14 protein-coding genes are annotated in these 13,355 nt (G+C 55.0%); 8 read left to right on the top strand and 6 right to left on the bottom strand.

Annotated features, from left to right (window positions below; all coding sequences use genetic code 11):
- The first annotated feature begins 1 nt into the window (after nt 1).
- The 3 genes from ABWP27_RS03840 to imuA all read left to right on the top strand — a co-directional run bounded on the left by ABWP27_RS03840 (nt 2) and on the right by imuA (nt 1,908).
- Entirely contained in the window at nt 2-637 is a 636-nt protein-coding gene (locus ABWP27_RS03840) for a hypothetical protein (RefSeq protein WP_353153591.1), read from the top strand.
- 46 nt (nt 638-683) lie between these two features.
- A complete protein-coding gene (locus ABWP27_RS03835; RefSeq protein WP_353153588.1) occupies nt 684-992 on the top strand; it encodes a hypothetical protein in 309 nt (102 codons plus the stop codon).
- Nucleotides 993-1,128: 136 nt separating this feature from the next.
- Nucleotides 1,129-1,908, top strand: coding sequence for a translesion DNA synthesis-associated protein ImuA (gene imuA, locus ABWP27_RS03830; protein WP_353153585.1), 780 nt, complete (start codon nt 1,129-1,131; stop codon nt 1,906-1,908).
- 75 nt (nt 1,909-1,983) lie between these two features.
- Here imuA and ABWP27_RS03825 read toward each other — a convergent pair whose 3' ends face one another.
- Entirely contained in the window at nt 1,984-3,129 is a 1,146-nt protein-coding gene (locus ABWP27_RS03825; protein ID WP_353153583.1) for an alpha-hydroxy acid oxidase, read from the bottom strand.
- 490 nt (nt 3,130-3,619) lie between these two features.
- On the opposite strand from ABWP27_RS03825, the gene ABWP27_RS03820 reads away from it, so the two are divergent.
- Nucleotides 3,620-4,792: an HPP family protein gene (locus ABWP27_RS03820; protein WP_353153581.1), complete on the top strand. Its 1,173-nt coding sequence runs from the start codon at nt 3,620-3,622 to the stop codon at nt 4,790-4,792.
- Between the two features lie 42 nt (nt 4,793-4,834).
- Nucleotides 4,835-5,302 carry a PAS domain-containing protein gene (locus tag ABWP27_RS03815; protein ID WP_353153578.1) on the top strand — a complete coding sequence of 156 codons (468 nt, stop codon included), beginning with the start codon at nt 4,835-4,837 and terminating at the stop codon, nt 5,300-5,302.
- A 78-nt stretch (nt 5,303-5,380) separates the two neighbouring features.
- On the opposite strand, the gene ABWP27_RS03810 is transcribed toward ABWP27_RS03815, so the two are convergent.
- The 3 genes from ABWP27_RS03810 to ABWP27_RS03800 all read right to left on the bottom strand — a co-directional run bounded on the left by ABWP27_RS03810 (nt 5,381) and on the right by ABWP27_RS03800 (nt 8,379).
- Nucleotides 5,381-7,117 (bottom strand): chloride channel protein, encoded by a 1,737-nt coding sequence (locus tag ABWP27_RS03810; protein ID WP_353153575.1) that lies wholly within the window; start codon nt 7,115-7,117, stop codon nt 5,381-5,383.
- Nucleotides 7,118-7,156: 39 nt separating this feature from the next.
- A complete protein-coding gene (locus ABWP27_RS03805) occupies nt 7,157-7,591 on the bottom strand; it encodes a MarR family winged helix-turn-helix transcriptional regulator (RefSeq protein ID WP_353153573.1) in 435 nt (144 codons plus the stop codon).
- Nucleotides 7,592-7,773: 182 nt separating this feature from the next.
- Entirely contained in the window at nt 7,774-8,379 is a 606-nt protein-coding gene (locus tag ABWP27_RS03800; protein ID WP_353153570.1) for a restriction endonuclease, read from the bottom strand.
- Nucleotides 8,380-8,529: 150 nt separating this feature from the next.
- Here ABWP27_RS03800 and ABWP27_RS03795 point away from each other — a divergent pair, with 150 nt between their 5' ends.
- Nucleotides 8,530-9,108, top strand: coding sequence for a M15 family metallopeptidase (locus ABWP27_RS03795; protein ID WP_353153567.1), 579 nt, complete (start codon nt 8,530-8,532; stop codon nt 9,106-9,108).
- Between the two features lie 38 nt (nt 9,109-9,146).
- Here the strand turns inward: ABWP27_RS03795 and ABWP27_RS03790 are convergent, their stop codons facing one another.
- The gene (locus tag ABWP27_RS03790) at nt 9,147-10,028 is read right to left on the bottom strand and encodes a LysR family transcriptional regulator (protein ID WP_353153564.1); all 882 of its coding nucleotides are present in this window, start codon (nt 10,026-10,028) and stop codon (nt 9,147-9,149) included.
- Nucleotides 10,029-10,192: 164 nt separating this feature from the next.
- On the opposite strand from ABWP27_RS03790, the gene ABWP27_RS03785 reads away from it, so the two are divergent.
- Nucleotides 10,193-11,101, top strand: a complete 909-nt coding sequence (locus ABWP27_RS03785) for an NAD-dependent epimerase/dehydratase family protein (RefSeq protein WP_353153562.1) — start codon at nt 10,193-10,195, stop codon at nt 11,099-11,101.
- Nucleotides 11,102-11,201: 100 nt separating this feature from the next.
- Here ABWP27_RS03785 and ABWP27_RS03780 read toward each other — a convergent pair whose 3' ends face one another.
- Nucleotides 11,202-11,522 (bottom strand): hypothetical protein, encoded by a 321-nt coding sequence (locus ABWP27_RS03780; RefSeq protein WP_353153559.1) that lies wholly within the window; start codon nt 11,520-11,522, stop codon nt 11,202-11,204.
- A gap of 45 nt (nt 11,523-11,567) precedes the next feature.
- Here ABWP27_RS03780 and ABWP27_RS03775 point away from each other — a divergent pair, with 45 nt between their 5' ends.
- Nucleotides 11,568-13,154, top strand: coding sequence for a methyl-accepting chemotaxis protein (locus tag ABWP27_RS03775; RefSeq protein ID WP_353153556.1), 1,587 nt, complete (start codon nt 11,568-11,570; stop codon nt 13,152-13,154).
- Nucleotides 13,155-13,355 lie beyond the last annotated feature (201 nt).

Genomic DNA, 13,355 nt, shown 5'->3' with positions numbered 1-13,355 from the left:
CTTGCTGGCGGCCTGTGCCGGCACACCGGTGCCGGACTGGCAAATGAACGCCAAGACGGCAACGGAACGCGCTACCGCCGCCTATCTGGAGGGCAATACGCGCGTCGAAACGCAGGAATTCAAACAGGCACGCAGTGAAATCGCCCGCACCGGCCGTGCCGACCTGCTGGCGCGGGTTGAACTCACACGCTGTGCCAGCCGTGTCGCCAGCCTGGTGCTGGAAGACTGTACTGAATTTGAAAAATTGCGACAGGATGCCGCCGCACCGGAACGCGCTTATGCCGACTTTCTGGCCGGGCGCATCAAGACGCAGGACATTGCCTTGCTGCCGCCGCAACATCGCGCCGTAGCAGGTGCCGCTTCGGATACTGCTGCCGCAGCAGCCCTGCAAAATATCGAAGACCCGTTGGCGAAACTGGTCGCCGCCGGCGTCCTGTTTCGCAGCAAGCGCGCCACACCGGCGGTACTGAGCGCAGCAGTCGACACCGCATCCGCGCAGGGATGGCGCCGCCCATTGCTGGCATGGCTGGGCGTACAGGCATTGCGTGCGGAACATGCCGGCGATAGCGTCGCTGCCGCACAGTTGCGCAGGCGCATCGCGCTGGTACAAAACGCCGCGACTTCCAGTCAACCATAAAGCAGCATGAGGAGTTAATACCTGATCTGCCATTGCAGGACTGCTCATGGATCAAAATACCCGCGAAGAACTGCGCCACCTGCTGTCGACCTCGGGGACCATGGCCGGCCTGTGCATCACCGGCGTCACACTCTTTTCAACGCTAGGCAGAACATTGGGTGGAACGGTCGTCGACGATATCTTCGTCCTCAGCGCGCTGTTTTTTCTGCTCTGCACCTATTGCGTCTTCTGGGCCTTGCGCACCAAACATCGCGGCATCGTGCAATTGCTGACGCGCATAGCTGAAATCCTGTTTGCCATTGCCCTGACGGCGATGGTATCGGCTGGATTCATCATGACTTACACCTTGTGGTGAGTTCGTTACCTGATCGCGCCTCAGAAAAAAACGCTCAAAAATTCACTTAAACCTTTTATACTGTACATATATACAGTATATTGATGACTCGCCCGAGCAAACGGCGTTTTGTCCCAAACAGCACTTTGGAGGTTTTATGGCTGCACTGGCTTCTGCTCTTCCTTTTTCCACTTCGTCCATTCTTGCGTCGCAGTCAGATTCAATCTGGCTGCACGATCAGATTGGAGCGCCTCGCTCCAAAGCGATTTCTTCCGGATATCGCGAGCTGGATCAGCAGTTGCCGAATGGCGGCTGGCCGCCTTCAGTTTTGACAGAATTGCTACTCGACCATCCCGGTGTCGGCGAATTGCGTTTACTCGCATCAACACTGACGCACATCACGCAAACCGGCAAAACCGTGGTGGTGCTGGCACCTGCGCATCTTGCAATCGCCACCAGCCTGGGCGAGTGCGGGATAGACATGAGCAAAGTCACACTGATAGAAGCAGACAAACCGGCAGACAAGATCTGGGCCGTGGAGCAAGCTCTGAAAAGCGCCAGCTTCGGTGCATTGCTGTGCTGGTTGCCGCAAGCAAGAGACGACCATTTGCGACGCTTGCATCTGGCGGCTGCCGGCACGAAAGGATGGACGTTTTTGTTTCGCCCTCTGGATGCGCAAGCTCAGGCATCGCCCGCACCATTACGCATGCTCTGCAAACCGCTGGCTATCGGACGCCTTTCAGTAGAGATTATCAAGCGTCGCGGTCCGGTGCATGTTGAACCGATTATTTTGCCGCTGGAGATTCCGGAAATACTGCTCAAGCCACTCGCGACACGTGTTCTCGGCAAACCCGTTTTCAGCGCACCGTCTTATAGTGTGGACCGCTCTGCGCTTGCCGCAACTGCCGCCCGGCATCGCGCCAAGCTGTTGTCCTAGTAGAGTTCCGGAATGCAAAAAGGCCGCACATGTGCGGCCTTTTTGCATGTACTACATTAAATTTATTGCGTTGGATCAGTAAGTACCGGGAATCAGAATTTTCTTGTCGACTTTCTTCACGTCCGTCAAACCGCAAAATGCCATCGTCAGATCCAGTTCCCGCTCGATGATTTCCAGGCATTTGGTCACGCCCTCTTCGCCCATCGCACCCAGACCATACAAGAAGGAGCGGCCGATATACGTGCCCTTCGCCCCCAGCGCAATTGCCTTGATCACGTCCTGGCCGGAGCGGATGCCGCCATCCATGTGCACTTCGATCTGATCGCCGACTGCTTCGACAATACTCGGCAATGCCGCGATGCTGGACAGTGCGCCGTCGAGCTGGCGGCCGCCGTGATTGGAGACGATGATCGCATCGGCACCGCTGGCCACGGCCAGCCGCGCATCTTCTGCATCCATGATGCCTTTGATGATCAGCTTGCCGCCCCAGCATTTCTTGATCCATTCGACGTCTTTCCACGACAAGGCCAGATCGAATTGCTGCGAGGTCCAGGCCGACAGCGACGACATGTCCGACACATCGCTGGCATGGCCGACGATATTGCCGAAACTGCGGCGGGGGGTACCCAGCATACCCATGCACCAGCGCGGCTTGCCCATCATGTTCAGGATGTTGGGAATGGTCAGCTTGGGTGGTGCCGACAGGCCGTTTTTCAAATCCTTGTGGCGCTGCCCCAGAATCTGCAAGTCCAGCGTCAATACCAGTGCCGAACATTTCGCCGCCTTGGCGCGTTCGATCAGGCGTTCGATAAAGGGACGGTCTTTCATCACATACAGCTGGAACCAGAACGGCTTGCTGGTGTGTGCAGCAATATCCTCGATCGAGCAGATGCTCATGGTCGACAGGGTAAACGGAATACCGAATTTCTCGGCAGCCTTGGCCGCGAGAATTTCGCCGTCCGCATGCTGCATGCCGGTCAGGCCGGTCGGTGCAATCGCCACCGGCATATGCACCTCCTGCCCCACCATCGTGGTTTTCAGCGTGCGATTTTCCATATTGACCGCGACCCGCTGGCGAAACTTCATCCTGGCGAAATCTTCACTGTTCGCACGATAGGTCGACTCAGTCCAGGAACCGGAATCGGCGTAATCGTAAAACATGCGCGGCACGCGCTTTTGCGCCAGTACGCGCAGATCTTCGATATTGGTAATGACAGGCATCAGATGATTTCCTTTTGGCGATCAGGCAGGACCGGTCCCTGAAACAGGCTCCGTATTATTTGAAGATGTGTACCAAACAATATCCTGCTCGACAAGCAATGGCTGATCTTGCAGGCTTGGATAACAGCTTCTCCGTTTTTCTAGCAATATTCTATTTCCTCTTCATGTCGCGTGAGATGAATGTTTTTAACCAATAGTGGCGGTTCTTCACAAGCGACTTTACCCGACCCGGATAGCTGCCGCCTGTTTTGCAGCATCCGCCTTGATGATATATCGCCGGCGCCAAGACGTATGAGTCGCGTCGTTTGTGGCAAATAATATTTGCATTCAGAATGCAACATATTTACACTTGCCTGCCGCGAAAAACACTGATCTTGTTGCATGCGGAACGGATACAGGAGACAGTACGCGTTGCCGATTTTGGCAACAGCGTTGCTTAACGTATCATATTGTGATGTAATAACGGGCTTGTGAATTTGTCAGGGATCATATGGTTTTATCGAAATTGAAGTTGCTTCTCCGTATCGTCCCCGCACCTGGATTGGTTGATCGTTATGAAAAAATGCGCGCTTGCGCAGGCGCATTATTCGGTATCGTACTTACTGCTCTTTGCAGCTACTTTATTCTCGGTAAAGACATCAATGCCGCCTGGCTGATTGCCCCTATGGGTGCATCGTCGGTGCTGCTGTTTGCCGTTCCCGCCAGCCCTCTTGCGCAGCCGTGGTCCATCATGGGCGGCAATATCATTGCGGCGATCATCGGCGTGACTTGCGCAAAATTTGTAGGCGAACCGATACTGGCGGCAGGCTTGGCAGCGGCATTCGCCATCGGCGCCATGTTCGCCTTCCGCTGCATCCACCCACCCAGCGGCGCAGTAGCGCTGACGGCAGTCCTGGGCGGCCCGGCCGTGCATGCGATGGGCTACGACTTTGTATTGATACCGGTCGGATTGAATTCACTGCTGCTTTTGCTGACAGCCCTGTTTTTCAATAATGCAACCGGACGCCGTTATCCGCACATCGTGCAACCGGACCGCGGCAACAAGCACAACACGAAGGACGTCGCACCGACCGCGCGTACCGGCATCACACCGGAAGATCTGGATGTCGTTCTGGCGCGCTACAATCAGGTGCTGGATATCAGTCGCGACGATCTGGAATCCATCATGCTGCAAACGGAAATGCAGGCATATCGACGACGCCTCGACGGTACCAAGTGTGCAGATATCATGTCGAAAGATGTTATCTACGTAGAGTTCGGTACGGAATTGGCAGAAGCATGGCGGCAATTCAAGTCGCATGACTTGACTGCCTTGCCTGTCATCGATCGTGGTCGACGGGTGATCGGCATCGTGACCAAGGCCGATTTCCTGAAGCATGCCGAGGTCGACGCGCACGAAGGCCTGGGACGAAAACTGGTCAACCTGATTCGCCCTTCCCTGCTGTCGCATACCGAAAAACACGAAGTGGTCGGACAAATCATGACCAAAGAGGTCTACACCGCCAATGAAAACCAGTCCATCGTCGAGCTCGTGCCGCTGATGTCCGATTCCGAAGTCCATCAAATGCCGGTCATTGATGATGACAATCGCCTGGTTGGTATGATTACGCAAACAGACATGATCGCCGCCCTGTTCGAGCACAGTATGGCGGAAGCAATATAAACATCCCGTATTTTACGCAGGCGTCATTACCAGGAGAGAGAAATGCAAACCAACAATGTAGATCTGGCCTTGTCAAAAGCAATCGTGGATCAGGCGCCGGACGCCATCATTTTTGCCGATACCAGCGGTTTGATCCGTATCTGGAATAGCGGAGCAGAAAGAATTTTCGGCCATGCGGCAGCCGATGTCATCGGCGGCCCGCTCGACATCATTATCCCCGAACGCATGCTGGCAGCCCATAACAAGGGTTTCGACCATGCCGTATCGACAGGCGAAATGAAATACGTCAACAAGGTATTGACCACCCGTTCCATGCATAAAGATGGCAGCCAGATTTACATCGATATGAGCTTCGGCGTGGTGCACGATCCAGACGGAAAAATTCTGGGCGCACTGGCAGTTGCCAGAGATATCACCGAACGTTTTGCCAGCGAGAAGGCGCAGCGCGTGCGTATCGCCGAACTGGAAAAAGCCGTACAGGAAAAATCCGGCAATACCACTGCAGAATAAGACAAGCGCCCCATTGGCGCTTGCAGAAAAAAGGCCGCAGGATCATTTGATCCTGCGGCCTTTTTTACATTCTTTTTTCTAGCGATTGAACAGGCGCTCCCTGATATGCTCCTCATGAAATGCCGTGTGCGCAGGCTTGAGCAAATCGCTGCGGCTGACAATGCCGATCAGGCTCATTGAAGCCCGATTCACTACCACCGGCAATCTTTCTGCATGCTGGATCGCCATGCGGCGCCCGACTACCTGGCAGGTTTCCGTGGCAAAAGCCACCGATGGAATTTTCTCGAACAAGCTGCCTATTTTCTGCGCGCCGTCGTGCTTGCCTATCCACTGCATCAACAACTCGCGATCCAGCATGCCGAGCAATTTATGTTCCGCACCCACGACCGGAAAGCTGCGATGTTTCTGTCCCGTGCCGAAATAATCGTGCGACACCTGCTGCAAGGACAGACTTGCATCGATGTGCGCAATATCGGTTGCCATCACATCCTGCACAAACATGCGCTCTTGCGGATCGACGCTATATTCGCGGTAAATATGCAGGCCCCGTCGTGCGATTTTTTCCGTCATGATCGAACGTTTCATCACCAGAACGGTAAAGCCGTAGGACACGCCGGTCGCCAGCAGCAGCGGCAGCAAGGCATTGAAATCGCCGGTCAGGCCCAACGCAAAAATTGCCGCCGTCAAGGGTGCGCCCAGCACGCCGGCCAAGACCGCCGCCATGCACACCAGCGGCCACAGCGTCGGATCGCTGCCTGGCACCAGACTGGCAATCACCGCTCCCAATCCTGCACCCAGCATCAGCAAAGGCGCCAATACGCCACCGGAAGTACCGGAACCCAGCGCCACCACCCAGATGATCGCCTTCACCAGCAGCAAGGACAAGGCGGCAGACAGGATCATTCTGTGATTCAGCAGATCGGAGATCACGTCATATCCGACACCCAGCGCACGCGGCTCGAAATAAGCGCCTATGCCAACCACCAAACCGCCTATGGCCGGCCACCACATCCAGTGCAGCGGCAACTTGCCGAACAAGTCTTCCACGCGGTATAGCGAAATCGACATGACTGCCGACAATATGCCGCTGAGCAAACCGGCAACGATGCAAATCGCAAATGCCGCCAGTCCGACCGGCGCCGTGTGGATGGGAAACAGCGGCCCCGATTCCATTAACAAGGGACGGCAGAACGCCGCCACTGCACAGGCCAGCATAACCGGCAATAAACTGCGCGGTCGCCATTCAAACAGCAATAATTCGACCGCCAGCAGTACGGCAGCCACCGGCGTGCCGAATACGGCAGTCATGCCGGCTGTCGCGCCGGCTACCAGCAAGGTCTTGCGTTCGGCGGAGCTCATCGAAAAATTCTGTGCAATCAGCGAGCCGATCGCCCCACCCGTCATGATGATCGGACCTTCCGCACCGAACGGTCCGCCGCTGCCGATCACGATGCCGGATGTCAGCGGCTTGAGAACCGCCACCTTGGGCGACATCTGGCTCTTGCGAAACAGGATGGCTTCGATTGCCTCCGGAATACCGTGTCCGCGCACCTTGTCTGAACCGTAGCGTGCGATCAGGCCTGCAATCAAACCGCCGGCTACCGGTACCGCAATCACCCACAAGCCCAGGCTATGGTTGGCTGGAGAGCGATCGGCAAATGAAAGCGTCTGGAAGAAAAACAGATTGGTAAAAAAATGAATCAGATTCAGCAGCACAAACGCCGCCACTGTACTGATGGCGCCGATCACGACGGCAATCAGGCATAGAAAAATGATGCGCCGATCCGGCGCAAAATCGCGTTGATGAGATCGCATGAAAACCGCTCGCTTGGAAGAAACTGCCTGAGGGGATGGTTATGCAGCGTTGCCGCTATCGTTGAAGGCGGAAATGCGCGCGACCTTGAATACATTGGACAGGGAGCGCAATTCATTGCGATGCAATTCCGCCAGGTGGCGCAACTGTTTTTCGCCGACTTCCGTCAAGCGCACGCGAACCTGGCGCCGGTCTTCCACACCTGGAGAACGCGTCACCAGTCCGGCTTTTTCGCAGCGCGATACCAGTGCAACAGCACCATGATGCTGCGTTTGCAGACGTTCCGCCAACTGGCCGACGGTCGCCCAATCCTGACCGGGGAAACCCTTGATGTGCAACAGCACCAGATAATGCAACGGCGTCAGGCCGACACTTTGTGCGGCATCTTCGCTAAAACGTAAAAAACGTCGCAGTTGGTAACGGAATTCAGATAAAGCCTCAAAGTCGACTTGTTCCAGCGGAGGTGTGTTGGTCATGTATCGTCATCGCTATCAGGCCGCGCCTGATACTGCAGAGGTAAAGCAAAAGATCATATCACAACGTGATCTATTTGCGAATAATGTCATGCATCGAGCTATCGCCTGCCTGTCTCCTTGTGCTTGCATATCAGTCGCACAGGCAATAAAAAACCCGGCAAATGCCGGGTTGCAGAAAATATTCAGGCTTTTTGCCCGGAAACAGCGCGCATGCCCGTGCTCTTGCCTATCTTCATTTCACTCAGCAATTTGGCCAGGCCGGCGCCATGCACCAGCCGCATTTTGTGATCGACGGCAAACTGCATCGCATTCGGTGTGAAGTCGCCCGCAGTAATGTAGAACGAATAATCCGCACCGCCCGCTTCCACTGCACGATGCAAATCACGCAATGGTTCGATACCATTGCTCGCTGCTTTCCAGCGCTTGCAACTGACGAACGCCTTGCGACCGCCGCTGATGATGGAAAAGTCGGCGTGCGGCTGCTCGATGCGCGTCACTTCAAAGCCGTCACGCAGCAACGCACGTTCAATTTCCACCGAAAAATCCTTCCATGACATCGTCCGCGCTGCCTGCAGGATTTCTGCCGTGCGCGCATCGCTGGGCAAGCCGCGTTTGCGCCACAGCACCATCACGCTGACGATCATGAAAGGCATGCCGCTGAACACGCCATATATTGCATATTGGCGCGGCAATATCGCCCACGCAATGATTGCAATGATCAATGCAATCCCGCCGCTTACCCACCATTGTGCACGCAGCAATAATGCAAAGATCGAATTTTTAGCCATATTGAATTTCACACGTCACCTCATTGTTTTCTTTGCTTTGCATAATAACGCAGTTCAAGCGAGGATCGAAGTCATGCCGCAATTTGCAGACGGCAAGCTTAAGACGTAAGCTGACCCATTATTTTTCTCACGCTGGTGCACACGGACGATATGAAAAACGAACGACAGCAAAACGATTACGAAAATCGCATTGCGCTGGAACTTGCCAGGCTTGGCATTGCACAGGAACTGATTACGCAAAAACAGCTGCCCTTTTATGTGGAAGCAGAGGAATTGACGATAGCCGATACCGATGCCGCCGGTCGCGAATACCAGATGACGCCGGCGACAGCCGCAGCCTGGGCTGCGATGAAACAGGCTGCACGGCAAGACAATATTGTGCTGGAAGTTGTATCGGCATTCCGCTCGATCGAGCGGCAAATCGAGATCATTCAATACAAGCTGGATCGCAATATGCCGATCGAAAAGATACTGACACTGAGCGCGCCGCCCGGCTACAGCGAACACCACACGGGTCGTGCGATCGATATCAACACACCAGGCTGCATCGCCACCGAAACAGAGTTTGAAAATACCGCAGCATTCGGCTGGTTGACTGTCAACGCCGGCCGCTTCGGTTTTACCCTGTCATACCCGCGCAACAACGCGCTGGGATTCATTTACGAGCCCTGGCACTGGTGTTTTCAGGCTACCGCACTCAATGAAAATAATACCCAGGATAATTTTTGACATCCATCGCAAGCGTTTGTTTTCCTCAATGAAAACGACTATAACTTTTGCTGCAAAAACTCCAGAAAACAGCTGATTCTTCGCGATAACTGCGTGTTCCGGTAATACACCGCATGGATCTGTTGCCGATAGCCGGTGTAGTAATTTTCCAGAATTCTGACCAGCCGGCCCGCCGCAATATCGTCCCGTGTCATGTAATCGGCCAGGCTGGCAATGCCCTGCCCGTGCAAGGCCAGCGCACGCAATGTTTCTCCACTCGAGGCAAACAATGCAGGCGTAACAGCCAGACCTTCTCCGCCTGCGTGCCGTATCGGCCACGTATTGCCGGATTCGAATTGCAAAAAACCCAGTAGCTGATGTTCCGCCAATTGTTCCGGCGTAGTCGGCGTGCCGTGACGTTGCAGGTAATCGGGGCTGGCCAGCAAATGCAGGGGATTGGCCGTCAAGGCGCGCGCGTGCAGCGTCGAATCCTGCAGGTTGCCGATGCGGATCGCAATATCGGTGCGATGTTCCAGCAAATCGGCGACCTGATCGTTGCTCGTCAATTCCAGCGTAATTTGCGGATACAGCGCACGGAACTCTGCCACGTGCGGCACGATTGCATGCAGGATGAACGGCGCAGCGGCATCGATGCGCAAGCGCCCGCTCGGTTGCTGGCGGCGCACCCGGATAGCCTCTTCCGCCTCATCCATCGCAGCCAGAATCGCGCGAGCCTTCTTCAGAAACAGCCGACCTTCGTCGGTCAACTCCATCCGACGCGTGGTGCGCGTCAGCAAGGAAGTCGCCAGTTTTTCTTCCAGCCGCGACAGCGCACGGCTGACCGCCGAAGTCGTTTGCCCCAGATGCTGCGCCGCTGCACCCAGCGTGCCGCTATCGATGACGGCGACAAAGGTTTTCAAATCGTCGGAATTGATATCCATTGTTGACCCCAGAGAAAATATCATTTGATGGTACAGCTATTTTTCTCAACAATAAATGCCTGCATAGTACGTTCATGAACTTGCTCCTGCAGTCCGGTCAGCCGGTATGTATGGGGCAAGACCCACAGGAACATCAGTCACTCATTCATAAACAAGGACAGAACATGAACGTATTCATTACCGGCGCAGCAGGTTTTATCGGCGGCTCAGTCGCAGCACGCTTGCTGCAGGAAGGCTATCAGGTACGCGGTCTGGTGCGCACACAGGAACAGGCAGATCGCGTGCAGCAACTCGGCATCACACCCGTCATCGGCACGCTGGAAGACAGCGAAGTTTTAACACGCGAAGCAAAACAGGCCGACGCAGTCATCAATGCTGCCAGCTCGGATCACCTGGCTTCCGTCGAAACCCTGCTCAACGCCCTTGCAGATTCCGGCAAGGCCTTCATCCATACCAGCGGTTCCAGCGTCATCGGCGACGATGCACGCGGCGAATGGAAGTCGGATACCGTCTTTGCCGAAGACACGCCCGTTACCGTGGTGCCGGAAAAAGCGCCGCGTGCGGCGCTCGACAAACTGATACGCGATGCGGCGCAACGCGGCGTGCGCTCCGTCATCCTGTGCAACACGATGATTTACGGCACCGGCCTGGGTGTCAGCCCCGACAGCGTGCAAATTCCGCCGCTGGTGGCACAGGCGCAAAAAAGCGGCATCGCACGTTATGTCGGCCAAGGCATCAACGTCTGGTCCAACGTACATATCAAGGATGTCGTTGAGTTGTATTTGCTGGCATTGAAAAATGCACCGGCCGGCTCTTTCTATTTCGTTGAAAACGGCGAAGCATCATATGCCGATATCGTTGCTGCCATCGCCACACGCCTGCAACTCGGCGCACCGCAATCATGGCCGGTTGAAGAAGCGATCAAGGAATGGGGATTCGGCCATGCCGTTTATTCCTTCGGCTCCAACAGTCGCGTCACCGCGGCCAGGGCACGCAAGGAACTGGGCTGGAAGCCGATGCATACGTCGGTCTTCGACTGGATTGCAAACGACATGCAGGTCGCAGCCAGATAAAAAATCACTATCGCAGCAGGACATCTGACATATCAAAATCAAGGATGCGGGTTCGCCCTGATAGACAGGCAGCACGGCAATCAGGCCCCGCCCTTCTAAATCAGAGTCCATGGACAGGCAAGATATCTCGTGAAAACTTATCCATAGACGAATAGTTTTCAAACAATGGCTTTCTCACGTAGAAATTCAGGCTGAGTAAGCATAAAGTAAGCATCTCCAGCGAATATAAAGACGGCACATGCACAGCCGACTCTCCAATAGCAGCATCAAGACTGCGTTCGTGAATCAATTCAGCGACAGAGATGGGCCAGTGTTCAACTGCGGCATCCTGATCAATCTGTACATCTTTAGCAAATGCATGTGAATTCCACCGGACATTGAAAAATTGATCTCCGGCGATGAGACGGGCCTGATTGAACAAGCAATCCGGTCATATAAAAATTAGTCGCACCAAAGGAGAGTACACATGTCCGCACTACAAAACCGCCGCTCCATGAGTATCGCCAAAAAACTTGGTTTGCTTACCGCCAGCGCCATCCTGGGCATTGTCGTACTGACTGCGCTGTTTCTGATTTCAGAACGAAAACTGATACTGGAAGAGCGAAAAAATAATGTGCGGCAGGTAGTGGAAGCTGCCCACGGTGTACTGGTTTATTACCACGACCTCGCAAGCAAGGGCACGTTGACCGATACGCAGGCGCAACAGCAGGCGATGCAGGCGATCAAGGGATTGCGTTACAGCGGAAACGAATATTTCTGGATCAACGATATGCACCCGCGCATGCTGATGCATCCGATCAACCAGGCGCTGAATGGCAAGGATTTGTCGGACAATAAGGATCCAACCGGCAAGCGCCTGTTTGTCGAATTCGTCAAACTCGTCAAGGCTGAAGGTGGCGGATTCGTCCCTTACATGTGGGCCAAACCGGGCAGCGAACAACCCGTGCCGAAAATATCGTACGTCAAGGGATTTGCACCGTGGGGCTGGATTATCGGTTCCGGCGTCTATATCGATACGGTTGAAGCCACCATCATGAGTCGCCTTCTGTACTTTGCGGCTGGTGCATTCATACTTGCTGCCATCCTGTTTGCAATCGGCATGGTCATTTCGCGCGGCTTGCTCAAACAGCTCGGTGGCGAGCCCGATTACGCTACCAACATTGCCAGCGCCATCGCTGCCGGCGACTTGTCGGTTGACGTCAAGACGCGCCCGGGAGACAGCAACAGCCTGCTATATGCAATGAAGAGCATGCGCGACAGTCTGGCAAAGGTAGTCGGCGAAGTACGCACGGGCACCGACACCATCGCCACTGCATCGAGTCAGATCGCTGCCGGCAATCTCGACCTGTCGTCGCGCACAGAGGAACAGGCCAGCTCACTGGAAGAAACCGCATCCTCGATGGAGGAACTCACGTCTACCGTCAAGCAGAATGCCGACAATGCGCGGCAAGCCAATCAACTCGCCGCGTCCGCATCGGAAGTTGCCGTCAGAGGCGGTGCCGTCGTCTCGCAAGTGATCCACACCATGGGCTCGATCAATGCATCGTCGAGGAAGATCGTCGATATCATCGGCGTCATCGACGGCATCGCATTCCAGACCAATATCCTTGCATTGAATGCGGCAGTGGAAGCAGCGCGTGCCGGCGAACAGGGACGCGGTTTTGCCGTGGTGGCTTCCGAAGTACGCAATCTGGCGCAACGTTCAGCTGCAGCGGCGAAGGAAATCAAGACATTGATTGGCGATTCAGTCGAAAAAGTGGATGCCGGCGCCAAACTGGTTGATCAGGCCGGCAGCACCATGAACGAGGTGGTCGACAGCATCAAGCGCGTGACTGACATCATGAGTGAAATCACCGCGGCCAGTCATGAACAAAGCAGCGGAATCGAGCAAATCAATCAAGCCATCGGCCAGATGGATGAAGTGACTCAGCAAAATGCCGCACTGGTAGAAGAAGCCGCTGCCGCCGCTGCATCTCTCCAGGTCCAAGCCGACAATCTATCGCAGACAGTCAGCACATTCAGACTGTCACCTGCAGAGATTGAGCATGCGTAAAGCAATGTGCCGGCACAGCCTGGACTATGGTGAAATATCCATTCAGGCTGGCGCCGTCCAACACTGCTCATGGCGCTCAGCGGCACTTGCATGATGCACTGAGCTGCTACTTCAACACGCCAGAAATCTTGCCCGGAATGGCGCTACCTGCTTTCGATTGAATCGGCTCGCATCGTTTTTCGCTCCATGCCTCATGCTGGT

It is taken from the genome of Herminiimonas fonticola (genome assembly GCF_040395855.1).
In the GTDB taxonomy this organism is placed as follows: Bacteria; Pseudomonadota; Gammaproteobacteria; order Burkholderiales; family Burkholderiaceae_D; genus Oxalicibacterium; species Oxalicibacterium fonticola_A.
Note: the sequence above shows the minus strand (reverse complement) of the source record. Positions and strands in the feature narration are given on the sequence as shown.